Below are 26,001 nucleotides of genomic sequence, written 5' to 3' on the forward strand. Positions count from 1 at the left end.
AGCCGATCAGGCGGATTTGTTTGCCAGTCCCATTGAAATGGATATTGTTGAAGTGGAAGAGACTCCTGCAGTTGCGGCTTCTTCTGGCGGTGGAGCGGGTAATCATGACCCCAAAACGGTTGATTTGAATGAAGATGGCAAAGATAGCTTAACGCTAGCGGTATACGCAGAGCGCGCCTATTTAGATTACGCAATTAGCGTAGTTAAAGGCCGTGCACTACCAGACGTATCTGATGGCCAAAAACCTGTACAGCGTCGCATTTTGTTCTCAATGAGCGAAATGGGTTTGCGTGCTGATGCTAAGCCGGTGAAGAGTGCGCGTGTAGTTGGCGATGTGCTGGGTAAGTTTCATCCGCATGGTGACCAATCTGCATACGATGCCTTAGTGCGCTTGGCACAAAGCTTCTCATTGCGCTACCCATTAATTGATGGTCAAGGTAACTTCGGCTCACGCGATGGCGACGGTGCGGCAGCGATGCGTTACACCGAAGCTCGCCTAACCAAGATTGCTGGTTTGCTATTGAGTGAGATTGATGAAGGTACGGTAGATTTTGCGCCGAACTATGACGGATCATTCCAAGAGCCTAAATTATTACCAGCGCGCTTGCCTTTTGTATTGCTCAATGGCGCATCCGGTATTGCCGTTGGTATGGCGACCGAGATCCCTTCGCATAATTTGCGTGAAGTGGCTACAGCTGCCGTTGCTTTAATGAAGTCTCCAAAGATGAGTACTTCAGAGTTATTAGAAATCATGCCTGGTCCTGACTATCCAGGCGGCGGACAGATTATTTCTTCTGCTGCAGAAATTGCACAGATCTATGAAGCAGGGCGCGGTAGTATTAAAGTGCGTGCACGTTGGTCTGTCGAAGAATTGGCTCGTGGTCAATGGCAGATTGTGGTTAATGAACTACCTCCGGCAACTTCTTCGCAGCGCGTACTGCAAGAGATAGAAGAAATTACCAATCCGAAGGTAAAGGTCGGCAAAAAGACCTTAACGCCTGAGCAAAATAACCTTAAATCGACCATATTGAATGTGCTCGATGGCGTGCGTGATGAATCCAGCAAGGATGCCGCAGTTCGTTTGGTATTTGAGCCGAAGAGTAAGAATATTGACGTGAATGAGTTTGTCAATTTATTGCTTGCTCATACTTCATTGGAATCCAATGCCCCAATGAACTTGGTGATGATTGGTAATGATGGCCGTCCACGTCAAAAAGGCCTAAAAGAAATTCTGTCTGAGTGGGTTGCATTTAGGGTAGCCACAGTTACTCGCAGAACGCAGCACCGCTTAGGCAAAGTCAAAGACCGTATGCATATTTTGGAAGGACGCTTAACCGTTCTTCTCAATATTGATAAAGTCATTAAGATCATTCGCAATAGCGATGAACCTAAAGCGGACCTGATTAAAGAGTTCAAGCTTAGCGATCGCCAAGCAGAAGATATTCTGGACATTCGCTTGCGCCAGTTGGCTCGCTTAGAAGGCATCAAGATTGAGCAAGAGCTTAAAGAGCTCAAGTCTGAACGTGATGATCTAGAAGGTTTGTTGCAGAACGACACCGTCTTACGCAAGCGCATCATCAAAGAAATTGAGTCTGATATGAAAGACTTCGGCGATGATCGTCGCACCCTCATTCAGGAAGATAAACGTGCTGTTGCTGAGACCAAGGTCATTGATGAGCCGGTCACAGTCATTGTTTCTCAAAAGGGCTGGGTACGTGTGCGCCAAGGTCATGAGCATGATGCAACCCAATTTGGCTTTAAAGCAGGTGATGCTTTGTATGCCACCTTTGAGGTGAGAACAGTAGACGTTATTCAGGGCTTTGGTAGTGACGGACGGGTATACACCGTTCCTGTCAGCGAATTGCCAGGCGCTCGTGGTGATGGCTCGCCATTAACGAGCTTCGTTAATTTGGCTGCTGGCTCACAAATGGTTGCCTATTACGCTGGTCAATCCGATGATTTGGTATTGCTTTCTACTAAAGCGGGTTATGGATTCTTGGCCAATGTATCTGATATGACTACTCGTAACAAAGCGGGTAAATCATTCTTGAGTATGGATGCTAAAGTTCCTGGCGATGCTCCTTTAGGTGCTGCTAAGGTGAAGGTGGGTATGAAGCAAGTTGCCTGCTTATCAGAAGCTTCTAAGTTATTAGTTTTCCCATTAGATGAACTCAAGCGTCTGCCAACCGGCGGCAAAGGGGTAATCCTTATGGGCTTGGACGATAAAGAACACTTGGCTTCGGCTATCGCAGTTGGTCCTGACGGGGCTACCTATTCAGGCGCTGGACGTGCTGGTAAACCAACTGAACTCGGCCTTGATGCCAAAACCTTAAAGTCTTTTGCAGGTAACCGCGCACGCAAAGGCCACTTTGTTGAGCCGCGCTTAAAAGACGGCAAATTAACAGCGAACTAAGCCAGTTAAGTCAGTTAAGTCAGTTAAGTCAGCTAAGTTTTCTTTGGAATACTCACGCCATATTTAACAGCAATCACTTCTGCCAGAATCGAAACTGCGATCTCTGGTGGGGTGAGAGCGCCAATATATAGACCAACAGGACCGTGTAATTTTTCAACCTGCTCTTGGCTGACATCAAACTCGAGCAAGCGCTCTTTGCGTTTTTGAGTATTTTTTCTGCTGCCTAACGCTCCCACATAAAAGGCGGGAGACTTCAGGGCCTCCATCAAAGCCATGTCATCTAACTTGGGGTCATGTGTCAGAGCAACAACGGCGGTGTGAGAGTCAACACCAATCTCCAGCAAGACATCATCTGGCATCCCCTTTGAGAAAGTAATATCAGAACGATTTAGACCCTCGGCATATTCTTCACGAGGATCAATCACGACGACTTCAAAATCTGAAGCTAGCGCATAATCGGCCGTGTATAGGGATAGCTGACCAGCACCAATAATCACCATACGCCAACGAGGGCCGTAAGTGGTTTTCATTTCCTGTTCAGTGCAAGCAAATTCATCACTGCGCTCACCTAAGCTAAGGGTGGATTTGCCGGTAGTCAAACTTACGGAGCGACGTGTAATTTGATGAGATGAAATATTCGCAAGCAACTTTTCTAAAATAGCTAATTCTGGCCTAGGCTCTACCAATAAACGTAAGGTGCCACCACAAGGCAGACCAAAACGAGCAGCTTCTTGCTGGGTTACTCCGTAAACCACCATTTCTGGGGTATCGCGAGTGAGGATTTCAGTTTGGACTCGACGAATAAGGTCATCTTCAACGCAGCCCCCTGAAACAGACCCAGCAACTTGCCCATCAGCTCGTATAGCAAGCCAGGAGCCGACTGGACGGGGTGCTGAGCCCCAAGTCTGAACCACGGTCGCAATCGCGACAGATTGGCCTGCTTGTAGCCATTCGACGGCAGATTTGAGTACGCTTAAATCGGTGCTGTTCATGCGTTTTCTTCTTTTTCGTTCTTTTGTTAAAGCTTTTATTGATAACTATTTATTATCACTCTAATGACAGTCTCCGGTGAATCCTCCAAAAGCCCCAATTTGCGTCTAGCCATCCTGATATTGGCAGCGGGTGAGGGAAGTCGTTTGGGTGGATATCCCAAAGCCTTATTAAAAAAAGGCGGAGATAGTTTGTTGAAGCGCTTTATTCAATCTACCCAGAGTTTTGACCCCATTGAGACTTTGGTCGTTACAGGCTTTTACTCGGACCAAATCGAAGCAGAAATTAAATTACTCAAGCAAGCCGTAGCAAACCCAATAACTTGGGTAAAAAATCTCCAGCCAGAGTTGGGTCAAGCCTCTTCAGTACGTCTTGGTCTTGAATCGCTAAAAAGTGACTATGAAGTTTTGTTAATTGCTTTATGCGATCAGCCGGACATAGCTAGCACTGAGATCGAGGCATTACTGTGGCAATTTAATCAAAGAAGCGCAAACCAAGAGATCGTATTGCCGATGGTGAATGGTCAGCGAGGTAACCCGGTATTATTTTCAAAACCAATCATTGAGAAAATCTTAGCAATACCGGGAATGGTCTGCAGACCTCACATGGATCTACATCCCGAGCTAGTGAAAAATTTTGTTACTGATAATCAAGCATTTGTAGTGGATGTCGATACGCAGAGCGATATCGAGAAACTAGGGCTGGATAGAATCCAGCCCCATTAAGTTGTGTTGAGTTAAATCTCGGCAATCAGTTCGATTTCTACACAAGCACCAAGCGGGATTTGTGCAACACCAAAGGCGCTACGCGCATGTTTGCCAGCGTCGCCAAAAACTTCAAACAATAATTCTGAACAGCCATTTACCACTATGTGTTGCTCGGTATAACTGTCAGTGGAGTTCACCAAGCCCATGACTTTAACGATGCGCTTTACTTTATCTAAAGAGCCCAAGTGATTTTGTAAGGTAGAAATCAGGTCAATCGCAATAGAGCGTGCAGCCGCTTTACCAGTTTCTGTATCCATATCTTTACCGAGCTTACCAACCCAAGGTTTGCCATCTTGCTTAGCAATGTGACCAGAAAGAAATACGGTATTACCAGTGGTGGCAGCCATGACATAGGCAGCAGCAGGGGGTCCTGGTGGCGGTAAATCAATACCGAGGGTCTTAAGACGTTCGCTAATGGTTGTGCTCATACTGGGTTTATGTAATTAAATTGAAAAAAGGAATCTTACTTGGAAAGCTGACGCATGGCACTTTCAAGACCATTTAGAGTGACTGGGTACATACGATCTTTCATGAGGTTTTGCATGATGTCGATCGATTGACGGTATTGCCAGATGGATTCAGGCTCAGGATTAAGCCACGCAAAATGCGGGAAGTGGTCAATGAGCCTATTAATCCAAACAGCGCCCGCTTCTTTATTGTTGTATTCAACGGAGCCATTGGGGCTCAATATTTCATAAGGAGACATCGTCGCATCTCCAACAAAGATGAGCTTGTAGTCGGGTCCATATTTATTAATGATTTCTTGCGTTGCAGTCACTTGATCACGTCTACGGCGATTGCTTTGCCATAAGTTTTCATAAACACAGTTATGGAAATAGTAATGTTCTAAGTGCTTAAATTCAGCTTTGGCAGCAGAAAATAACTCAGCAATGCGTTGGATATGATCATCCATCGAGCCGCCGACATCCATCAGTAGCAAAACCTTGACCTGGTTATGTCGCTCGGGTCGCATTTGAATATCAAGCATGCCGGCATTGGCAGCTGTTGAATGAATGGTTTTATCTAAATCGAGCTCTAGAGTAGATCCTTCTCGGGCAAAGCGACGTAGGCGCCGTAAAGCGACTTTTATATTGCGTGTACCTAATGCTAGATCGCTGTCGTAATCCTTAAATTCTCTAGCTTCCCAGACTTTGATGGCCGTTCTGTTGCCGGCACTCTCGCCACCAATACGGATGCCTTCGGGGTGATAGCCGCTGTGACCAAATGGTGAAGAACCACCTGCGCCAATCCATTTATTGCCACCGCCATGCCATTCTTTTTGCTCTTTTAAAAGCTCCTCAAGCCGCTTCTTTAAGGCATCCGGACCGCCTAACTTCTGCAGCGCAGCTTTTTCTTCATCCGTTAGTACGCGTTGAAGTTTTTTCTCTAACCATTCCAGTGGAATATCTGGTGAGAGCGCAATGATTTGTTCAATCCCGTTGAAGTAGCTACCAAATACTTGATCAAAGCGATCAAAGTGTTGCTCATCCTTAACTAATGTTAAGCGCGAGAACTGATAAAACTCATCAATAGAGGGGTTAATAACCCCTGATTTCAAACCCTCCAAAAGAGTTAAAAACTCTCGCACTGAAACAGGCACCTTGGCCTCTTTCAGATTTAGGAAGAATTGAATCAACATGTCAGAAGTCTTCTACCTAACAAGTTAGCGATGATTGCGATTCATCATGACCAAGCGTTCAAATAGATGAATATCTTGTTCATTCTTAAGTAAAGCCCCGTGCAAAGGCGGTACGACAATCTTCTCATCGCTGCTATGCAGTGCTTCAGGTGGGATATCTTCCGCCAATAAGAGCTTGAGCCAGTCGATTAATTCAGATGTAGAGGGCTTCTTTTTTAAGCCCGGCAACGAGCGTATCTGGTAGAAGGCCTTGAGGGCAGCATCCAAAAGATCCTGTTTGATATTGGGGTGGTGCACATCCACGATGCTTTGCATCGTATTGGCGTCCGGGAAGGTGATGTAATGAAAGAAGCAACGACGTAAGAAGGCATCGGGCAATTCTTTTTCATTGTTTGAAGTAATGATGACGAGCGGGCGATGTTTGGCCTTAATCAATTCACGAGTTTCATAGACATAAAACTCCATGCGATCAATTTCACGTAATAAATCATTCGGAAACTCAATATCTGCTTTATCGATTTCATCGATTAGCAATACAGTCGGCTCATCTGCTTCAAAAGCTTGCCAAAGAACACCTTTCACAATGTAGTTTCGAATGTCGTTTACTTTTTCATCGCCCAATTGGGAGTCGCGCAAACGGCTTACGGCATCGTATTCATATAGACCCTGCTGAGCCTTTGTGGTCGATTTGATATGCCATTGCAATAGCGGCATGTTGAGGGCGGCAGCGACTTCTTCAGCGAGCATGGTTTTTCCAGTGCCGGGCTCACCTTTAATAAGAAGAGGGCGCTGCAGAGCAATGGCCGCATTTACTGCCAATTTCAGATCATCGGTAGCGACATAGCTTTGGCTGCCTGCAAAGCGATTTTGAGAGGGTGGGGTGGATTTGCTCATAGACATACCTAAATAAGGACTGGATTAAGCATTCAAGTATAGGTAAATGAGGGGAATTTTTCAGTGTTTCTACTGATTTTGGCCTCTGAAATGACGGGAAAGGCATCTGTCCGCTATACTCTTCCCAAATTGATCCAAATCAAACTCATTAATAATGATTTCTATGAAAAAACTCACATTTCTTCCTCATTTGGCCGTTGCTGCAACTTTAGCTTTTGCAGGTTCTGTTGCTCAGGCTGATGAAGTTAAAGGTAATGCCGCTGCTGGTAATGCTAAGGTTTGGCTTTGTGTTGGTTGCCACTCCATTCCTGATTACCGCGCTGATTACCCATTGGTATACAAAGTGCCTATGTTGGGCGGTCAAAATGGTGCCTATATTGCTACTGCTTTGTCAGAGTACAAAAAGGGCGAGCGCAAGCATCCAACGATGCGCGCTATCGCTGCCAGCTTGTCTGACCAAGATATGGCCGATATTGGCGAATACTATGCTGCGCAAACTGCCAGCACACCGAACAACCCATTGAAGTGATTCATTGATAAAGATACATAGAGATACTTTTATGAAATTTGCACTAATTACAGCAGTTTTGCTCTCCAGCATTGGTTTGGTAAACGTAGCAAATGCTGCTAACGTTGATAAAGGTCAGGCCTTGGTAGAGAAGGCTAATTGCGCCTCTTGCCATGGTGCTGGACTCAATGCCCCAATCTTGCCGGCGTATCCAAAGTTAGCTGGCCAGTATTCTGATTACTTGTATTACGCCTTGAAAGCGTACAAAGTTGGTAACGGCAATCCTCAGTATGGTCGTAACAACGCCATCATGGGCTCACAAGTGCAAGCCTTTAGTGATGCTGATATGCAAGATATTGCCGCTTATGTTTCCAGCTTGCCAGGAAATTTTGTTATTAAAAAGTAAATCCTGCTAGCTCAGGCTACTTAGATTAAAGGCTTAGAATAATCTTCTAAGCCTTTATTTTTTATAGGTTTTATCTTAGCGCTTCAAGTCCTCGCGCCAAATGTTTGCGCATCACCGCTTCAGCAGCTTGCTCATCTCGCTTGAGAAGTGCTCGAAGGATTTCTCGGTGCTCAACTAATGAGTTTTGCAGTCTACCGGTGCTGGTTAATGAGTCTCTACGATGTAATTTGAGAACTTTGCGTAGATCTGCAATGACGCCATTCATCCATTTATTACCTGCAATTTCTTGAATTAGCCCATGAAATTTGCCATTTATCTCAAAAAACTGCTCAATATCCCGGTCGGCAGCTGCTTTTTCTAAGCGGTGGTGTAGGTGATCCAGCATATTTAATTCAGCTTCAGTCGCTTTAATCGCTGTTTCCTTAGCTGCTTGACCCTCTAAAAGGGAGAGAATCGTGAAGATTTGTTCTAGATCTTTTCTAGCCACCTCAGTTACATAGGCTCCACGACGCATCTTGATGGTAACCAGACCTTCAGAGGCTAGGACCTTAATTGCCTCACGCATTGGCGTGCGGCTGATGCCGAATTGGTCAGCAAGCGATTGTTCATCTAACCAGCTGCTTGGAGCTAGTTGCTTGCTAAATATCTGCTCCCTTAGCCGATCGGCTACGTCTTCGTATAAGGGTCTGTTATTCAGTTTTGTATCCATAATTATGAATACATGATAGCTAGACAAATAAATAATTGTCAAGCAGAATGTAGGGATATTTCGATGCAATGCAGCAAAAATTAACCGGGAGTTTTTTTGTGAGTTCTAAAGAAAACAATTCATGGCCATCATTTCCAGATGCCAATCTAGAGGCCTGGAAAAAGTCAGCGCAAAAATCTGCACCTCATGGTGATGTTGATTCCTTGGGTTGGAAAACTCCGGATGGAATTCATTTAAAAGCTTTATACACATCATCGGATGTTGAAGGTCTTAACTACACCGATACATTGCCTGGATTTGAACCATTTGTACGTGGTCCACAAGCAACAATGTACTCGGTTCGTCCTTGGACCATTCGTCAGTACGCTGGTTTTTCAACTGCAGAAGAATCCAATGCTTTTTATCGCAAGGCACTTGATGCAGGTGGTCAAGGTGTATCCGTTGCTTTTGACTTAGCTACTCATCGCGGTTACGACTCCGATCATCCACGTGTTACCGGTGACGTTGGTAAGGCCGGTGTTGCCATTGACTCTGTAGAAGATATGAAAATCTTGTTCGATGGCATTCCATTGGATAAGGTATCCGTTTCAATGACAATGAACGGAGCTGTATTGCCGGTTCTGGCTGGTTACATTGTGGCTGGTGAAGAGCAAGGCGTGAAGCAGGAGCAATTATCCGGAACGATTCAGAATGACATTCTGAAAGAGTTCATGGTTCGCAATACCTACATTTACCCACCAGAACCTTCGATTCGTATTATTGGCGACATTATTGAGTACACCGCTAAGCACATGCCGAAGTTCAACTCGATTTCTATTTCGGGTTACCACATGCAAGAGGCTGGAGCCAATCAAGTGTTGGAGTTGGCATTCACCTTGGCCGATGGTAAAGAGTATGTAAAAACAGCGCTCGCTAAAGGTTTGGATGTTGATGGCTTTGCAGGTCGCCTCTCTTTCTTCTTTGCGATTGGTATGAATTTCTACCTTGAAGTGGCCAAGTTGCGTGCCGCCCGCTTGTTGTGGTGGCGCATTATGAAGTCCTTCGAGCCAAAGAATCCGAAGTCCTTAATGTTGCGTACGCACTGTCAAACATCGGGCTGGTCCTTAACTGAGCAAGATCCATACAACAACGTAGTAAGAACTACGGTAGAGGCGATGGCCGCAGTCTTTGGTGGCACACAGTCATTGCATACCAACTCTTTGGATGAGGCGATTGCCTTGCCTTCCGAGTTCTCCAGCCGTATTGCGCGTAACACTCAATTGATCCTTCAAGAAGAGACACATATTCCTAGCGTCATCGATCCATGGGCGGGTTCCTACATGATGGAAAACCTAACTCAAGAAATGGCTGACAAAGCCTGGGAAATTATTCAAGAAGTAGAAGCCATGGGCGGCATGACCAAGGCGGTTGAAAGTGGTTGGGCTAAACTTAAAATTGAAGCTGCTGCTGCTGAAAAACAGGCCAAGATAGATTCAGGCTCCGACGTAATTGTGGGTGTGAACAAATACAAGCTTAGCAAAGAAGATCTTGTTGATGTATTAATGATCGACAACGATAAAGTCCGTGAAGGTCAGGTTGCACGTCTTAAGGAAATTAAGGCTAAGCGTGACTCTAAGAAAGTAGAAGCTGCGTTAGAGGCATTAACTAAGGCTGCTGAAGATAACTCTGGAAACTTGTTGGAGTTATCTGTCAATGCAATTCGATTACGAGCAACCGTTGGTGAAGTATCTGATGCATTAGAAAAAGTTTACGGGCGCCATCGCGCCGATACTCAAAAGGTGACCGGTGTGTATGCAGCTGCTTATGACTCAGCCGAGGGCTGGGCAAAACTTCAAACTGAAATTGCTGACTTTGCAAAAGACTTTGGTCGTCGTCCACGTGTGATGATTGCTAAGTTGGGGCAAGATGGCCATGACCGTGGTGCAAAGGTGGTTGCTACAGCCTATGCTGACTTGGGTTTTGACGTGGATATCGGCCCCCTATTTCAAACCCCAGAAGAATGTGCGCGTCAAGCGATCGAGAATGACGTACATGCCTTGGGAGTTTCTACATTGGCTGCTGGCCATAAGACATTGGTGCCAGCCATCATTGCTGAATTGAAGAGGCAGGGTTCAGACGACATCATCGTATTCGTTGGTGGTGTGATTCCAAGGCAAGATTACGAGTTCCTCTATGAGGCAGGTGTAAAAGGTATTTATGGTCCAGGCACTCCAATTCCGGCTTCGGCTAAGGATGTGCTCGAGCAAATCCGCAAGTCTGTTAAACCAGCTTAGTACGGGCCATAGGCATGCTCGAAGCCGCTGATCAAGCTCTAGTGAATGATCTCACTGGTGCGCCATCGCTTAAGCAGCGACGTGCATTAGCGAAGATCATTACGCTGCTTGAATCAACTCGCTTAGATCACCGTCATCGCGCTGATGAGGTGCTGAATTCTCTATTGCCAAAAACAGGTAAATCATTTCGTCTGGGAATTTCAGGCGTTCCAGGTGTTGGCAAGTCGACCTTGATTGAGTCTTTGGGCCTTTACCTCATCGATAAAGGTCATCGAGTCGCTGTGTTAGCGATTGATCCTTCTTCCAGCATCTCTGGTGGCTCAATTTTGGGCGATAAGACCCGTATGGAGCGTCTATCCGTTCTTGAACATGCCTTTATTCGCCCCAGTCCATCGTCTTGTACGCTGGGTGGTGTTGCAGAGAAGACGCGTGAAGCCATGTTGGTTGCTGAAGCCGCAGGTTTTGATGTGATTATTGTTGAAACCGTTGGCGTAGGGCAGAGTGAGATTGCAGTTGCAGGTATGACTGACATGTTCCTGTTAATGCAACTCCCCAATGCTGGCGATGATCTACAGGCGATTAAAAAAGGTGTGATGGAAATTGCCGATCTGATCGTCATCAATAAAGTAGACATTGATCCTGATGCTGCAATGCGCGCTCAGTTATTTATTACCAGCTCATTACGACTGCTTGGTTTCCAAGGCAATCCAGATCATGCATCCCATGACAAAGAATTTTGGCACCCACAAGTCATGACCTTAAGTGCCTTAGAGGGTAACGGCGTTCCGGAGTTATGGGAAAAGGTATCTCATTTTGAATCTCTCCAAAAGGCCAATGGGAAATTTGACTCTCGTCGTAAAGAGCAATCAGGTGCATGGATGTGGGATCGCATCGATGCAGGATTAAAAAATGCATTTCGTAGTAATGAAGCCGTTCAAGCGCTTCTACCAAGCTTGGCAGCACAGGTAAACCAAGGAACTATGGCAGCTTCAGTAGCGGCAAGACGACTACTGGAAGCCATGGGGCATGAATTTTTCTAAGGAGCAGGAAATGAAGGAAATCATTCAACAACTCGAAGCTAAGCGTGAGCTTGCTCGATTGGGTGGCGGTCAAAAGCGCATCCAGGCTCAACATGCGAAGGGCAAATTAACTGCTCGTGAGCGTATTGAGCTTTTGCTTGATGCAGGCACATTTGAAGAGTGGGATATGTTTGTTGAGCACCGTTGTCATGATTTTGGCATGGCCGATCAAACTGTTCCTGGCGATGGGGTTGTCACTGGTTATGGAATGATTAATGGCCGCCTGGTGTTTGTTTTCTCTCAAGACTTCACCGTTTTAGGTGGCTCCTTATCAGAGGCCCATGCAGAAAAAATTTGCAAAATCATGGATCAAGCCCTCAAGGTAGGCGCTCCTGTAATTGGCCTCAATGACTCTGGCGGTGCGCGTATTCAAGAGGGTGTTGCCTCGCTTGGCGGCTATGCAGAGATTTTTCAGCGCAATGTAACCGCATCCGGCGTAATCCCGCAAATATCCCTGATCATGGGGCCTTCAGCTGGTGGCGCCGTATATTCCCCGGCCTTGACCGACTTCATTTTCATGGTCAAAGATAGTTCTTACATGTTTGTGACGGGCCCTGAAGTAGTGAAGACCGTTACTCATGAAGATGTTACTGCTGAAGAATTAGGTGGTGCTGTAACTCACTCAACAGTATCAGGTGTTTGCGATTTGGCTTTCGATAACGATGTTGATGCGATCATGATGTTGCGTCGTTTCTTTAACTACTTACCGCTCTCAAACCGTGAGAAACCACCTTTGATCAAAGGTGCAAACCGAACTGAAGAGCCTGATTTTTCATTAGATACCTTGGTGCCATCCAACCCCAATCAACCTTACGATATGAAAGAGTTGATTGAGAAGATCGTGGACGACGGTGAATTCTTTGAATTACAGCCTGACTACGCAAAAAATATCGTGATTGGCTTTGCTCGTATCGAAGGTCGATCCATTGGGATTGTTGCCAATCAACCACTGATTCTGGCTGGTTGTTTGGATATCAAGGCATCCATCAAGGCTGCGCGTTTCGTGCGCTTCTGCGATGCCTTCAATATTCCGGTAGTGACTTTGGTTGACGTTCCTGGCTTTATGCCTGGCACTGCACAAGAATACGGCGGCATTATTAAACATGGTGCGAAATTGCTCTATGCGTACGCTGATTGCACCGTGCCCAAGGTGACTTTAATTACTCGTAAAGCTTATGGTGGCGCCTATGATGTGATGGCTTCTAAGCATTTACGTGGTGACGTCAACTTTGCCTGGCCTTCAGCAGAAATTGCAGTAATGGGTCCTAAGGGGGCTGTTGAGATTATTTTCCGTGAAGAGAAATCGGATCCAGAAAAAATCACTGCACGTGAAGCTGAGTACAAGTCGAAGTTTGCCAACCCTTTTGTGGCAGGTCGTCGCGGTTACATCGATGACGTCATTCTCCCGCATGAGACCCGTAAACGGATTGCTCGTTCACTAGCGATGCTCAAAGACAAAGACTTGAAGAATCCTGCGCGTAAACACGGCAATATTCCTCTGTAAAGGCGCTGATAAATTATGACTACGAAAATGTTTAAGAAAATTTTAATTGCTAACCGCGGTGAGATTGCTTGCCGTGTGATGATGACCGCTAAAAAAATGGGCATCAAGACTGTAGCCGTTTACTCAGAGGCCGATAAAGAAGCGCGTCACGTTCAACTGGCAGATGAGGCTGTTTGCATCGGACCGGCACCTTCGCGTGAATCCTACTTAGTAATGGACCGAATTATTCAGGCCTGCAAAGATACCGGCGCTGAAGCGGTTCATCCTGGCTACGGCTTCTTATCGGAGAACGAGCAGTTTGCTAAGCGTTGCGAAGAAGAAGGCATTGTCTTTATTGGCCCTAAGCATCAATCGATCGCTGCTATGGGTGACAAGATTGCCTCCAAGAAGCTTGCGTTAGAAGCTAAGGTGAATACGATTCCTGGTTATAACGAGGCCATTGATACCACTGAAGAAGCGGTCAAAATTGCTCAAGGCATTGGCTATCCTGTCATGATTAAAGCTTCGGCAGGCGGTGGTGGTAAGGGCTTGCGCGTTGCATTTAACGACAAAGAAGCTGCCGAAGGTTTTGCAGCCTGCAAAACGGAAGCGATGAACAGCTTCGGTGACGATCGTATTTTTATTGAGAAGTTTGTTGAAGGCCCGCGTCATATTGAGATTCAGGTTTTAGGCGACTCATTTGGCAATGTGGTTTATCTCAATGAGCGCGATTGCTCCATTCAGCGCCGTCATCAAAAAGTCATTGAAGAAGCGCCTTCACCTTTTATCGATCCGGCGACTCGTAAAGCGATGGGCGAACAAGCGGTTGCATTGGCAAAAGCTATGAACTACCAATCCGCCGGCACAGTGGAGTTTGTGGTTGGTAAAGATAAGTCTTTCTATTTCCTAGAAATGAATACCCGTTTGCAGGTTGAGCATCCAGTGACCGAAAGTATTACTGGCCTTGACTTGGTCGAGCAGATGATTCGGGTAGCTGCAGGCGAGAAGTTGCCATTCAAGCAAGAAGATGTGAAGTTGGATGGTTGGTCGATGGAGTGCCGTATCAACGCTGATGATCCATTCCGCAACTTCCTACCTTCAACTGGCCGTCTAGTGAAGTACCGTCCACCAGAGGCTATTAACGGAGTGCGTGTAGATACTGGCGTGTATGAGGGCGGTGAAATTCCGATGTACTACGACTCAATGATTGCTAAATTGATTGTTCACGGCAAGGATCGTACGGAAGCAATTGAAAAGATGCGCGCAGCATTGAATGATTTTGTGATTCGCGGCATTCACTCCAATATTCCATTTCAAGCGGCCCTATTGCAACACCCTCGCTTTGTAAATGGCGACTTTACAACTGGCTTTATCGCTGAAGAGTATCCAGAGGGCTTTAAAAAGGATTCTGTACAGCCCGCTGATCCGAAGCGTTTGGCAGCATTAGCCGCGTTTATGCGCTATCGCTATCTTGAGCATATCAAGATGATTGATGGTCAATTAGCTGGCCATGAAATGATCATTGCAAAGAAATTTGTAGTGGTTACTGGCAAAAAAACCGGCTCCATGAATGATCCTTATGAAGTGCCTATTCGGGTTGAGCTGAAAGACGGCATCTATTCCGTCTACATCGATGAGACTGATGGTGTGAGTCGTTATGACATTGTGAGTGACTGGCGTCCCGGGCAGATCTGTCTGCATGCGACCATTAACGGTACGCACAAGATTACTGCACAAGTAGAGCGTCGTGGCGTTAAGTATCTGTTAATTCTTGATGGCGCTCATTACGAATGTATGGTTCTGAGCCCCTTGGGTGCAGAGTTACAACGTCGTATGCCTGTCAAGTTGCCGCCAGATACTTCTAAATTAGTGATGTCTCCAATGCCAGGACTGCTCACAAAAATTGCTGTCAAGGCTGGTGAAGCGGTTACAGCAGGTCAGAAACTAGCCTCAATTGAAGCGATGAAGATGGAAAATACGCTATCCGCTATGCAAGATGGTGTAGTTGCTGAAATCTGCGCTAAAGAGGGCGATAGCTTGGCGGTGGATCAATTAATTATTCGCTTTGAATAAATAGGTAAATGACTATGAGCACAAAGCCATTTAAGATTTTAGGTATTCAGCAAATCGCTATAGGCGCTGAAAATAAAGATCGACTTAAGAAGTTGTGGGTTGATATGCTCGGATTTGAATACAAAAGTACTTTTGTCTCTGAGCGTGAAAACGTGGATGAAGATATTTGTGTGATTGGTTCTGGTGCCCATGAGATTGAAGTCGATCTGATGCAGCCATTTGATATTGAAAAGAAACCAGCTGTACATCAAACACCTTTAAATCATATTGGTTTATGGGTGGATGACTTGCCTAAAGCGGTCGAGTGGCTCTCAGCTAATGGCTTGCGATTCGCTCCAGGTGGTATCCGCAAGGGTGCTGCTGGCTACGACATCACCTTTGTCCATCCCAAGGGGAATGACGAGTTCCCAATAAGCGGTGAAGGGGTGCTCATTGAGTTGGTACAAGCGCCACCCGAGGTGATTGCTGGATTGAGTTCATAATTTGGTTTTGTAATTAGCAAATAGGGTTCAAATTGGCAAATATATTGGCCATCGACACCTCTTCAGCGTGGTGTTCGGTGGCTTTATCTTTAGGTGATAAAGCACCAGAGTTCAGGCATGAAGCTGTTTCAGCGGGCGCCAGCCAACTGCTATTGCCCTGGGTTGAGTCACTACTAGCTAATGCAAAACTGTCTTTAAAAGATCTTGATGCTATTGCCGTTGGTATTGGACCAGGCGCATTCACGGGAGTTAGATTGGGTGTGGCGGTAGTGCAGGGCCTCGCTATTTCAAACAATCTGCCAGTCATATCAGTTTGTAGCTTAGATGCAATAGCTGCGCAAATCACAAGCGCCGAGATTTATAAAAAGACCAAGCCTCAACGCTTCATGATTGCCGTTGATGCACGCATGGAAGAGATTTATTGGGCGAACTATGAGTCTCAAGCTACTCAATTACCAAAACGCGTGAGTGATATCTACCTTACAAAGCCTGAAGATCTTAATTTTGATGGCGTGCAACTCATGGCAGGTAGCGCTTTAAATGCTTACAGCAGTCGTATGCCGATATTTGATGGCCCTAAGGATGTCGATATCTCAATCTCTGCATTGGGTGTTTTAGAGTGTGCTAAACAATCGTTTAAAGAAGGTTTGCAGGAAGGTGTTCGACTGCTTGAGCCAATGTATGTGCGGAATAAAGTGGCATTTACTACTGCAGAGCGCGAAGGGAGGATGAGGTAATGTCCGATAGTTCCCCTGGGAAAGGGGCTGCAGAGCTCTCGTTCATGCCAATGCAAGCTGCCGACTTGGATGAAGTTCTCAAGATAGAGTCCGTCTCGCACATTCACCCTTGGACAAAGGGTAATTTTTCTGATTCTTTGGCTGCTGGACATTGGGCCTATTGCATTCGCCCGCAAGTAGACCAAATGGTAAAGGGTAGTTATTTGGATCCAGCAGTGCTTTGGGCGTACTGCATTCTCTTTCCTGCGGTAGATGAGTTACACCTGCTCAATATTACGGTGTCGCCCCATTTGCGTAAACTTGGTTTGGGCCAAAGAATGATGGCTGCGATTGAGGGTGTGGCAGCCCAACAAAAAATGCCCCGCATTATTTTGGAGGTAAGGCCAACCAATTTAGCTGCGGTATCGCTCTATCAAAAATTGGGGTACGAACAAATCGGTGTTCGTAAAAACTACTACCCAGCTAATCCAGAGACTGGATCTCGTGAGGATGCGCTCGTTATGGCCAAATCGATTAAGCTAGAGCCATGACCAATACACATTCAGCCTTCTTAAAAGAAATGGGCATCACCGAATGGACTTCCCGGGATGTTGTACAAGCGACAGCCTTAGTATCCGAACAGACTAACGCTCAAGCCTCTCCTGAAGTTGCACATTCAACCCCAAGAATTAGCTATGGAATGTGGTGGTTTTTTGGTAACGAACCACAGGGCGATGCGCAAATCTTGTTCCAAAATATGATTCGTGTATTGGGGCTGGCTAAAAATGAGTGGGCTTGGAAAAATCCAAGTCAGAGTCTGAGTCAGTTGAGCGCCCCTGAAATGCCTGTTGTAGCAATTGCCTTCGGTGGACCTACTGCTCAAAAAATCACTGGAGAAGGGGATCCATTGCCGCAGTTGCGCGAAACGGTTTTAGCTTTAAATACTGGCAATGAGGAAGAGATTCCAGTGATTGCTACTTTTGAACTCAATCAAGTACTTGCAAAACCAAACGATAAAGCGTTGCTCTGGCAGGATCTGTTGTTAGCGAGATCTGTTCTGCAAAACAGTTGATGTAAGCATAAGCAAGCCTATTGCTTATGTTCGCCGATCAGGTGCATGGAGTCATACTCCGCTTGATTCCTGGCGTGGCGTTTAATCACTAGCCACATAATTAGGCTAACAATTAAACCAAATCCGATAATCACAAATTGAACTGGTATATCTAGCCAGATCAGCAGAGAATAAACTAGCAACATCACTAAAACAGAAATGTTTTCGTTAAAGTTTTGTACTGCAATGGAGTGGCCTGCAGACATCAGGACGTGACCACGATGTTGCAACAAGGCATTCATTGGTACTACAAAGTAGCCAGCTAACCAGCCTACTAAGATCAATAAAAAATAAGCAGGCAATAAGCTTAGGGATATCTGAAACTTACCCACTGTAAGGATGCTTGTATTGGGAAGCATATCTGAGTTATAGACTGCCATGATGCAGACTACTAGGCCCATAGCAATGCCATAGGGTAATACCTCTAGCGATTTACGAAGCGGAATACGCCAAGCAGCATAAACAGCGCCACCGGCAACGCCTACAGCGGAAATGGCTTGCAAAATAGCCCCCTGGGATAGGTTCATATGCAAAGCCACTTGCGCCCACTTAATGACAATGAATTGAAGAGTTGCACCAGCACCCCAAAACAAGGTTGTTACCGCTAGGGAGATTTGACCTAAGCGATCATTCCAGAGCGTCTTAAAGCAAATGGCAAAGTCTTTGACCAATTCAATTGGATTGGTTTTCTGGGAAACGTAACGTGCGCCAGTATCTGGAATCTTTAGGTTGATGAGTGCGGCAACAACATAAATCATCATGATGATCAGAATTGCCGACTCGGCTGGCGTATCAATGCCAGTATCAAATGTAGGCATGTCTAGGGCCAAGAGGCTTTGAGATACCGTGCTACTAATCAGTACGCCACCTAAAACGGTGCCTAAAATGATTGAGCTTACCGTTAATCCCTCGATCCAACCATTGGCTGCAACTAATTTTTCAGGAGGTAGAAGTTCGGTCAGAATCCCGTATTTAGCTGGCGAGTAAGCAGCGGCACCTAGGCCGACGATGGCATAGGCCATTAAAGGATGGCTACCGAACAACATGGTCACGCAGCCAACAAACTTAATGGTATTGGTAATAAACATGACATTACCCTTGGGTCGGGAGTCTGCAAAGGCTCCAACAAAGGCTGCTAGAAGAACGTAGGACAATACAAAGAACAATTTGAGCAACGGCGTCATCCAGGCCGGAGCTTGAAGCTGGGCCAAGAGCGCAATAGCGGCAATTAGGAGAGCATTATCGGCAAGCGACGAAAAAAATTGCGCCGCCATAATGATGTAAAAGCTACGGTTCATTCGTACAATCTAGTCATTACTGCAATTAAAGCATGAAAGGAGGGGTGAAAATGGGTGATTCAGCTAACGGCCTGATTAATAGACCAATTTTGGCATCTATTGATACTGCCGCCTTTCGGCATAATTTAAACCGAGTTCGGGAATTGGCGCCAGAATCCAAAATCTGGTCTGTCATCAAAGCTCGAGCCTATGGTCATTGTTTTGAGGCTGCATTAAAGGGGCTGTCCTCTACGGATGGCTTTGCCTTGTTAGATATACAGGACGCTGCCTGGTTAAGGGAGCACGGCTGGCAAGGGCGCATCCTCCTTTTAGAGGGTTTATTTCATGAAAATGAGCTAAGCCGAGCGGAAGATTTAGCATGCGACCTCGTGGTCCACTGTGATGCTCAGGTAGATTGGCTGGAGCGATTTAAAGGTAAAAACCATAAGCCTTTAAGTGTCTTTCTAAAGATGAATACCGGTATGAATCGCTTGGGATTTAAGCCCGAAATATATCGAACTGTTTTTCATCGCTTGCATGCAACTGGTTATCACATGCACCACATGACCCATTTTGCCAATGCTGATCAAGTGGATCAGTTACCCTCAGTTGGAGGTCAACAAGAGTTATTTAATGAAACGATTGCTGGTCTAGAAGGTGCAACATCACTAGCAAACTCTGCAGCTATTTTGTGGCATCGCAACGCCTTAGGCGATTGGGTGCGCCCAGGCATCATGCTCTATGGCGCATCACCAACAGGACTGCATGCTGATATTGAGCATGCCAATCTCAGGGCGGTCATGCAACTTCATAGTGAAATTATTGATATTCAAGAACTTCAAAAAGGGGATCGCATTGGTTATGGCGGTCGTTATGAGGCACCTAATGCCATGCGTATCGGCATTGTGGCTTGTGGCTATGCTGATGGGTATCCACGTCATGCTAAAGATGGCACGCCAGTTTGGGTTGGCAATCGTAATCATGGGATCATTTGCCCTCTGGTTGGAAGAGTCTCTATGGATATGCTGGCGATTGATTTAAGCAATGCGCCAAATGCAGGCATCGGTAGCGTAGTTCAACTCTGGGGTGACAAAGTTCCAGTCGATGATGTGGCGCAAATGAGTGGAACCATTGGTTATGAGTTGCTTTGTGCTGTGGCGCCTAGGGTTCCTGTTGAGATCCAGTAGATAAAGAAAATGCCAAGCCAGTAAATAAAAAATCCTCCACAGCGGAGGATTTTTGTTGATATTGAAACAATCTTACTTATTCCAGAACTGCCACCATCTGCGTTCTTTTTGAACACGTTGACCGGTGATCATCATTTGACTGTCTGGGAAGTTTAATTTGAAGACGCGGGCTGAATCATTGCTTAGTTCAACCATGCCGAGCTTCTCATAAGACTTGGTGAGAATGTAGAGCGCCTCTTCAACTGCAGGTGCGCGATCGTAATCACGTATAACTAGCTGAGCGCGATTGGCTGCGGCCAGATAGGCACCACGTTGATAATAAAAGCGCGCAACAATCACATCCGCCTCAGCAAGAGAATTCACTATATAGCGCATGCGATCTAATGCATCTGGAGCGTACTTGCTGTCTGGGAAACGATCCACTACTACTTTGAACGACTCAAAAGCTTCTTTAGCAGCTTTAGGGTCTCGCTCACTGAGGTCCTGGCCAGTAAAATTGCCAAGCCATCCCAAGTCATCATTAAAGGTAATGAGTCCTTTTAAGTAATAAGCGTAATCTAGACTTTCGCTACCTTGATGTAATTTAATAAAGCGATCAATCGCAACCAGTGCTTGAGTTTGTTCTTGCGCTTTCCAGTAGCAATAAGCAGAGTTAATTTGTGCTTGTTGTGAATAGGGACCGAAAGGAAAACGTGCCTCTAATTTTTCAAAGTACTTGCCGCACTTAGCAAAGTCAGCATCATTGAGTTTGTCAGTGGCTTCAGAATAGAGTTTTGCCTCTGACCAGATGTCTGTGTCATCTTTGCTGCCATCGCTACCTGCGCATCCACCCAAAAGCATTAATGCGAACACGAAGGCTAAAAGCAGGGCAAAAGGAGTGCCACTTATATGGAAGCTCTTTTTTTGTGAGGAAGAATTCCCAGCAAGCCTTAAACTGGCGTCTGATATTACGTCGGACATAACTGAAAGGCTCTCTAAGCGTGGCATTGCCGGAAACTCCTGAATCGAATCCCATTGATTATATCGATGATGAGGATTTCATCTCCCTAGATATCCCTTTGGAGATGGCTGGCGAGCGCTTGGACAAGGTGCTAGCAGGGTCTTTGCCTGATTATTCACGTAATCGCCTTAAGGCTTGGGTTGAAGCTGGCGCCGTTATGGTCGATGGAAAGGTTACTAAAGCCCGTTATTTGCTCCATGGCGGCGAGAGTGTTAAGGTTTTCCCACAGGAAATGCCCGAGCAGTTTGCCTTCAACCCTGAAGATATTCCCCTGGATGTGGTCTACGAGGATGTGGACATCATTGTGGTCAATAAGCCGCCTGGCCTCGTGGTACACCCAGCAGCGGGAAATTGGTCCGGAACCCTGTTAAATGGCCTCTTATTTTATTATCCTGAGCTCAAATCGCTCCCCAGGGCGGGAATAGTGCATCGCCTGGATAAGGACACTTCAGGCCTCATGGTCGTGGCGAGAACATCTCAAGCCCAAACCTCCCTAGTACGTCAACTTCAAGAAAGAACGGTGGGACGTCGCTATTTGGCTTGGGTGTGGGGTGATGCCCCCAGTCAAGGCAAAGTCCTGGCTTCGGTTGGGCGTGATCAGCGAGATCGCCTAAAGATGTCCGCAGGCAGTCCCCAAGGAAAACCAGCAGCTACTTTATTTCGACGCTTAGCCAAGGGTTTGGTTGGAGAGGCTGCTGTCACATTGTTAGAGTGTCGCCTGGAAACAGGGCGCACGCATCAGATTCGTGTTCATCTTGAATCACTCGGTTTTCCATTGGTGGGCGACCCGGTCTACCGCAAAAAGGTTCCGGGTGTAGCTAAAAATCTGTCATTTAATCGCCAGGCCTTACATGCCTTTGCTTTAAGTCTTCAACATCCGGTGAAACATGAGTTGATGACTTGGTTCCGCTTGCCACCACAGGATTTATTGGACTTATTACCGCAAGTTGGAATGAGTGACGAAGTTCTTCCGAAAGAATCTGTTGTGTTGGCCTCTATTGAAAATGAGGCACGCTGATGAGATTGGTTGCTCCTCAATGGCCCGCCCCAAAGTCGGTGCGCACAGCAGTCAGCACAAGGTTAGGCGGGGTAAGTCAAGCTCCATATGATTCTCTAAATCTGGGCGATCATGTGGGCGACCGCGTTGAAGATGTTTTGGCCAATAGAGCTATTTTTACTAAAGACATGCCGGGTGAGCCTATCTGGTTAAAGCAGACTCACCAAACAACAGTAAGCACTCCGAAAAGTCGAGACTTAAACCGGGGGCTGGCAATTGAGGCTGATGCCTCGGTTACTAATGCTCTTGAAGAGGTCTTGGTCATCATGACGGCAGACTGCTTGCCAGTGTTATTTACTAACTCCAAAGGGACTGCCGTTGGTGCTGCACATGCTGGCTGGAGGGGTCTTTGTGCTGGAATTCTGGAAAATACGATTACTGAGTTGCTCAAAATTTCTGATGGATCCACTGCGGCAGACTTCATGGCTTGGCTAGGACCAGCAATTGGACCTGAATCATTTGAGGTTGGAGAGGATGTTGTGAAGTCATTTCAAGATTCCGGCTTTCCTGTTCCAAAAAATGCATTCACAGAAATACCTCATAAACCTGGAAAGTTTCTTGCAGATATCTACCTGTTGGCACGAGCACGTTTAGAGGCTTGTGACGTAAAAATGATTTTCGGTGGCGAATACTGCACTGTTCGAGATCAGCACCAGTTTTTTTCTTACCGTCGTGATGGCAAGACTGGAAGATTTGCCTCAGCTATCTGGATTGAAAAATAGCTTGTGCACAAAAGCATGCGGGTTAGTACTAGCCCGTGCACCAAGCTAGGGTTATTGCGTATAACTCTATAGTGCTTAAGGGCGGAGAATGTCTCTAATTAATTGAAGAGACTACTATGTTTGCAGGCATGAATACCGGTGCAACACCATCTTTGGCACCGCATCATATGGCGCTAATTCCACCAGAGCGTTTATCTGAAATCCAGAAAGAATATTTCACGGAGTTGGCACACATTGCCACTAACCCTGAGGCCATTGAAGTTAAAGATCGCCGTTTTGCGGGGAAGGCTTGGCACTCATCCTGGAGCAAAGTGATTGCTGCAACCTATTTGCTTAACTCTAAACATCTGATGGCATTGGCCAACGCAGTAGATGCAGATGAGAAGCAAAAGCAAAAAATTCTGTTTACTACTGAGCAAATGATTGATGCGCTTTCGCCATCAAACTTTATAGCGACTAATCCAGAAGTATTGGAAAGCATTATTAGCTCCCAAGGGCAATCTATTCAAAAAGGGATTGTGAATTTGTTGGGAGATATGAAAAAAGGTAAGGTCTCTCAAACAGATGAATCTGCTTTTGAAGTGGGCAAAAATATTGCCACTACAGAAGGTCATGTGGTATTTCGTAATGAGTTATTCGAGCTAATTCAATACACGCCATTAACAGAGCAAGTATTTGAACGCCCTTATTTAATGGTGCCACCATGCATCAATAAGTATTACATTCTCGATTTACAGCCTGACAACTCTGTAGTACGCCATATGGTGAGCCAAGGCCATACCGTGTTCTTGGTCTCCTGGAAGAACCCAGATGCTTCCATGGCGGAAGTAAGTTGGGATGATTACGTAGGTAAGGGCGTTATCAAAGCAATTGAAGTCGTAAAAGAAATCGGCGATACCGAGCAAATTAATATCTTAGGGTTCTGCGTTGGCGGCACCTTAACTAGCTCTGCATTAGCCGTGCTGGCAGCCCGTAACGAGCACCCAGCAGCAAGCTTGACGCTCCTAACCACTTTATTGGATTTCACGGATACCGGAATTCTCGATGTCTTTATCGATGAAGGTATGGTGGAGATGCGCGAGAACTCTATTGGTGGTAAAGGTGGCAAGTACGGCATGATGTCAGGCCTTGATTTGGGCAACACCTTTTCATTCTTGCGACCCAATGATTTGGTATGGAACTACGTAGTGGAGAACTATCTCAAAGGCAACTCACCACCCCCATTTGATTTACTGTATTGGAACGGCGACTCCACCAATCTTCCTGGTGCAATGTACTGCTGGTATCTGCGCCACACTTATTTGCAAAATGATTTAGTCAAGCCTGGCAAAGTAAAAATTTGCGGTGAAAAAGTAGATCTCGGAAAAATCAATTGCCCCGCCTATATTTATGCATCGCAAGAAGATCATATTGTTCCGTGGCAATCTGCTTATGAATCAACTCATCTTCTCAAAGGTAAGAATCACTTTGTATTAGGTGCGTCTGGACATATTGCAGGGGTGATTAATCCTCCGGCAAAAAATAAGCGCTATTACTTTGAAAATAACGAGATTGCTCCAACAGCCCAGGAGTGGCTAGAGGGTGCAAAACAAATACCAGGCAGTTGGTGGCCTGATTACACCAAATGGCTTGAGCAATTTGGTGGTGCAAAGAAAGCAGCAAGTACTACTTTTGGAAATACAAAATACAAAAAAATGGAAGCAGCACCTGGTGTGTATGTAAAAGAAAAAGCAACACCGGAACTCAACTAATAATTAACGAATGTTTTAAAAAGGGGAAAGTAATGTCTCAAAAAGTCGCATATGTAACTGGTGGTATGGGTGGTATTGGTACCGCTATCTGTCAACGTCTGGCTAAAGATGGCTTTAAAGTGATCGCTGGCTGCGGCCCAAATTCTCCGCGTAAAGATCGCTGGATTGGTGAGCAAAAAGCCTTGGGTTATGACTTTATCGCTTCTGAGGGTAATGTTTCCGATTGGGATAGTACGGTTGCAGCCTTTGAGAAGGTTAAGGCTGAAGTAGGTCGCGTAGATGTACTGGTAAATAACGCCGGCATTACCCGTGACAGCGTTTTCCGCAAAATGACCCCAGACGCATGGAAAGCTGTGATTGATACCAATCTGAATTCCTTGTTTAACGTTACCAAACAAGTGATTGACGGTATGGTTGAAAACAACTGGGGCCGGATTATTAATATTTCTTCTGTAAACGGTCAAAAAGGCCAGTTTGGTCAGGCGAACTATTCGACTGCAAAGGCAGGTCTGCACGGCTTTACTATGGCCCTAGCTCAAGAAGTTGCCACTAAGGGCGTTACTGTAAATACGGTATCCCCTGGTTATATCGGCACTGATATGGTTAAAGCCATCCGCGAAGACGTCCTAGAAAAGATCGTTTCTGGCATTCCAGTCAAGCGCTTGGGCACTCCTGAAGAGATCGCCTCTATCTGTTGCTGGATCGCTTCTGAAGATGGTGGCTATGCTACTGGTGCAGACTTCTCCTTAAACGGCGGTATCCACACTGGTTAATATTGCACTGCAACAATTAATTCAGCATTTGAAGTACATGCAGTACGCAACACAGCGTATTTACCTTTTGGTCAACTTAAGGCTAAACTACGCTGATGTTGCGATGCAGTAAATAGTAAGGAAAATACATGGTTACCCGCGCTAAACGAGCTGGCGAAGATCGGCTCATCAAGAAGTATCCGAATCGTCGTCTCTACGATACCCAGACAAGTACATATGTCACGCTATCTGACATCAAAAACTTAGTTATGGCCAATGAAGTATTCAAAGTGGTCGATGCTAAAACTGAAGAAGATTTAACGCGCAACATCTTGCTGCAAATCATTCTTGAGGAAGAGGCTGGTGGCGCACCAGTGTTCTCTTCACAAATGCTCTCTCAAATCATTCGCTTTTATGGAAACTCCATGCAAGGTTTGATGGGAAATTATCTTGAAAAGACCATGCAATCGTTTGTAGATATCCACAATAAGCTTGGTGATCAAACGAAGGGTCTTGGTGCTGGCAGTACGCCAGAGGCTTGGTCACAAATGATGAATCTCCAAAACCCGCTGATGCAAGGTTTGATGGGTAACTACATGGAGCAAAGCAAAGATCTCTTTATCAAAATGCAAGAGCAGGTACAAGGCTCACAGAATATCTTTGGAAACTTTCCATTTACCCCTCAGTCCAATAAACCTGAAAAAGAATAGTT

At 45.8% G+C, this 26,001-nt stretch carries 25 protein-coding genes; 18 read left to right on the forward strand and 7 right to left on the reverse strand.

What is annotated here, in order from left to right; translation table 11 throughout:
* Nucleotides 1–37 precede the first annotated feature (37 nt).
* Entirely contained in the window at nucleotides 38–2,413 is a 2,376-nt protein-coding gene (gene parC / locus AOC28_RS02400) for a DNA topoisomerase IV subunit A (RefSeq protein WP_237767725.1), read from the forward strand.
* A 32-nt stretch (nucleotides 2,414–2,445) separates the two neighbouring features.
* On the opposite strand, the gene AOC28_RS02405 is transcribed toward parC, so the two are convergent.
* Complete coding sequence (locus AOC28_RS02405; protein WP_072582379.1) at nucleotides 2,446–3,405, reverse strand: XdhC family protein; 960 nt, start codon at nucleotides 3,403–3,405, stop codon at nucleotides 2,446–2,448.
* A gap of 63 nt (nucleotides 3,406–3,468) precedes the next feature.
* On the opposite strand from AOC28_RS02405, the gene AOC28_RS02410 reads away from it, so the two are divergent.
* Nucleotides 3,469–4,128: a nucleotidyltransferase family protein gene (locus AOC28_RS02410; RefSeq protein WP_072582380.1), complete on the forward strand. Its 660-nt coding sequence runs from the start codon at nucleotides 3,469–3,471 to the stop codon at nucleotides 4,126–4,128.
* 11 nt (nucleotides 4,129–4,139) lie between these two features.
* Here AOC28_RS02410 and AOC28_RS02415 read toward each other — a convergent pair whose 3' ends face one another.
* The 3 genes from AOC28_RS02415 to AOC28_RS02425 are packed head-to-tail and all read right to left on the reverse strand — an operon-like array spanning nucleotide 4,140 to nucleotide 6,709.
* On the reverse strand, nucleotides 4,140–4,598 hold the full coding sequence (locus tag AOC28_RS02415) for a RidA family protein (protein ID WP_072582381.1): 459 nt from the start codon (nucleotides 4,596–4,598) through the stop codon (nucleotides 4,140–4,142).
* Nucleotides 4,599–4,633: 35 nt separating this feature from the next.
* Nucleotides 4,634–5,809: a VWA domain-containing protein gene (locus AOC28_RS02420; protein WP_072582382.1), complete on the reverse strand. Its 1,176-nt coding sequence runs from the start codon at nucleotides 5,807–5,809 to the stop codon at nucleotides 4,634–4,636.
* A gap of 24 nt (nucleotides 5,810–5,833) precedes the next feature.
* Nucleotides 5,834–6,709, reverse strand: coding sequence for a MoxR family ATPase (locus AOC28_RS02425; protein ID WP_072582383.1), 876 nt, complete (start codon nucleotides 6,707–6,709; stop codon nucleotides 5,834–5,836).
* 157 nt (nucleotides 6,710–6,866) lie between these two features.
* On the opposite strand from AOC28_RS02425, the gene AOC28_RS02430 reads away from it, so the two are divergent.
* Together AOC28_RS02430 and AOC28_RS02435 are read left to right on the forward strand one after the other, a co-directional pair.
* Nucleotides 6,867–7,232, forward strand: a complete 366-nt coding sequence (locus AOC28_RS02430) for a cytochrome c (RefSeq protein WP_072582553.1) — start codon at nucleotides 6,867–6,869, stop codon at nucleotides 7,230–7,232.
* Nucleotides 7,233–7,263: 31 nt separating this feature from the next.
* A complete protein-coding gene (locus tag AOC28_RS02435; protein WP_072582384.1) occupies nucleotides 7,264–7,617 on the forward strand; it encodes a cytochrome c in 354 nt (117 codons plus the stop codon).
* 70 nt (nucleotides 7,618–7,687) lie between these two features.
* Here AOC28_RS02435 and AOC28_RS02440 read toward each other — a convergent pair whose 3' ends face one another.
* Nucleotides 7,688–8,326, reverse strand: a complete 639-nt coding sequence (locus AOC28_RS02440; RefSeq protein WP_072582385.1) for a GntR family transcriptional regulator — start codon at nucleotides 8,324–8,326, stop codon at nucleotides 7,688–7,690.
* A 68-nt stretch (nucleotides 8,327–8,394) separates the two neighbouring features.
* Between AOC28_RS02440 and scpA the strand changes: the two genes are divergently transcribed.
* From scpA to AOC28_RS02480, 8 genes are read left to right on the forward strand one after another with little or no spacing between them, the layout of a single operon-like run.
* Nucleotides 8,395–10,599, forward strand: a complete 2,205-nt coding sequence (scpA, locus tag AOC28_RS02445; protein ID WP_143143859.1) for a methylmalonyl-CoA mutase — start codon at nucleotides 8,395–8,397, stop codon at nucleotides 10,597–10,599.
* A gap of 14 nt (nucleotides 10,600–10,613) precedes the next feature.
* Nucleotides 10,614–11,639 (forward strand): methylmalonyl Co-A mutase-associated GTPase MeaB, encoded by a 1,026-nt coding sequence (meaB, locus tag AOC28_RS02450; protein WP_072582386.1) that lies wholly within the window; start codon nucleotides 10,614–10,616, stop codon nucleotides 11,637–11,639.
* A 10-nt stretch (nucleotides 11,640–11,649) separates the two neighbouring features.
* A complete protein-coding gene (locus AOC28_RS02455; protein WP_072582555.1) occupies nucleotides 11,650–13,182 on the forward strand; it encodes an acyl-CoA carboxylase subunit beta in 1,533 nt (510 codons plus the stop codon).
* A 27-nt stretch (nucleotides 13,183–13,209) separates the two neighbouring features.
* Nucleotides 13,210–15,234 (forward strand): acetyl-CoA carboxylase biotin carboxylase subunit, encoded by a 2,025-nt coding sequence (accC, locus tag AOC28_RS02460; protein ID WP_192846842.1) that lies wholly within the window; start codon nucleotides 13,210–13,212, stop codon nucleotides 15,232–15,234.
* Between the two features lie 14 nt (nucleotides 15,235–15,248).
* On the forward strand, nucleotides 15,249–15,716 hold the full coding sequence (locus AOC28_RS02465; RefSeq protein ID WP_072582388.1) for a VOC family protein: 468 nt from the start codon (nucleotides 15,249–15,251) through the stop codon (nucleotides 15,714–15,716).
* A gap of 32 nt (nucleotides 15,717–15,748) precedes the next feature.
* Nucleotides 15,749–16,453, forward strand: a complete 705-nt coding sequence (tsaB, locus tag AOC28_RS02470; protein WP_072582389.1) for a tRNA (adenosine(37)-N6)-threonylcarbamoyltransferase complex dimerization subunit type 1 TsaB — start codon at nucleotides 15,749–15,751, stop codon at nucleotides 16,451–16,453.
* Nucleotides 16,453–16,983, forward strand: coding sequence for a ribosomal protein S18-alanine N-acetyltransferase (gene rimI / locus AOC28_RS02475; RefSeq protein ID WP_072582390.1), 531 nt, complete (start codon nucleotides 16,453–16,455; stop codon nucleotides 16,981–16,983). The genes tsaB and rimI overlap by 1 nt, the downstream gene beginning before the upstream one ends.
* Nucleotides 16,980–17,504, forward strand: coding sequence for a hypothetical protein (locus AOC28_RS02480; protein WP_072582391.1), 525 nt, complete (start codon nucleotides 16,980–16,982; stop codon nucleotides 17,502–17,504). Before rimI ends, AOC28_RS02480 begins: the two co-directional genes overlap by 4 nt.
* 17 nt (nucleotides 17,505–17,521) lie before the next feature.
* On the opposite strand, the gene lplT is transcribed toward AOC28_RS02480, so the two are convergent.
* Nucleotides 17,522–18,841, reverse strand: a complete 1,320-nt coding sequence (gene lplT / locus AOC28_RS02485; RefSeq protein ID WP_072582392.1) for a lysophospholipid transporter LplT — start codon at nucleotides 18,839–18,841, stop codon at nucleotides 17,522–17,524.
* Between the two features lie 74 nt (nucleotides 18,842–18,915).
* Here lplT and alr point away from each other — a divergent pair, with 74 nt between their 5' ends.
* The gene (alr, locus tag AOC28_RS02490) at nucleotides 18,916–20,007 is read left to right on the forward strand and encodes an alanine racemase (RefSeq protein ID WP_072582556.1); all 1,092 of its coding nucleotides are present in this window, start codon (nucleotides 18,916–18,918) and stop codon (nucleotides 20,005–20,007) included.
* Between the two features lie 72 nt (nucleotides 20,008–20,079).
* Here alr and AOC28_RS02495 read toward each other — a convergent pair whose 3' ends face one another.
* Entirely contained in the window at nucleotides 20,080–20,967 is an 888-nt protein-coding gene (locus AOC28_RS02495; protein ID WP_072582393.1) for an outer membrane protein assembly factor BamD, read from the reverse strand.
* A 20-nt stretch (nucleotides 20,968–20,987) separates the two neighbouring features.
* On the opposite strand from AOC28_RS02495, the gene AOC28_RS02500 reads away from it, so the two are divergent.
* From AOC28_RS02500 to phaR, 5 genes are all read left to right on the forward strand, one after another.
* Nucleotides 20,988–22,025: an RluA family pseudouridine synthase gene (locus tag AOC28_RS02500; protein WP_072582394.1), complete on the forward strand. Its 1,038-nt coding sequence runs from the start codon at nucleotides 20,988–20,990 to the stop codon at nucleotides 22,023–22,025.
* Nucleotides 22,025–22,786, forward strand: a complete 762-nt coding sequence (gene pgeF / locus AOC28_RS02505) for a peptidoglycan editing factor PgeF (protein WP_072582395.1) — start codon at nucleotides 22,025–22,027, stop codon at nucleotides 22,784–22,786. The genes AOC28_RS02500 and pgeF overlap by 1 nt, the downstream gene beginning before the upstream one ends.
* A 116-nt stretch (nucleotides 22,787–22,902) precedes the next feature.
* Nucleotides 22,903–24,537, forward strand: a complete 1,635-nt coding sequence (phaC, locus tag AOC28_RS02510) for a class I poly(R)-hydroxyalkanoic acid synthase (protein ID WP_072582396.1) — start codon at nucleotides 22,903–22,905, stop codon at nucleotides 24,535–24,537.
* A gap of 32 nt (nucleotides 24,538–24,569) precedes the next feature.
* Complete coding sequence (locus AOC28_RS02515) at nucleotides 24,570–25,310, forward strand: 3-ketoacyl-ACP reductase (RefSeq protein ID WP_072582397.1); 741 nt, start codon at nucleotides 24,570–24,572, stop codon at nucleotides 25,308–25,310.
* A 128-nt stretch (nucleotides 25,311–25,438) separates the two neighbouring features.
* Entirely contained in the window at nucleotides 25,439–25,999 is a 561-nt protein-coding gene (gene phaR, locus AOC28_RS02520) for a polyhydroxyalkanoate synthesis repressor PhaR (RefSeq protein WP_072582398.1), read from the forward strand.
* The last annotated feature ends 2 nt before the right edge of the window (nucleotides 26,000–26,001 follow it).

Source organism: Polynucleobacter sp. MWH-Adler-W8, from assembly GCF_001889925.1.
GTDB lineage: Bacteria > Pseudomonadota > Gammaproteobacteria > Burkholderiales > Burkholderiaceae > Polynucleobacter.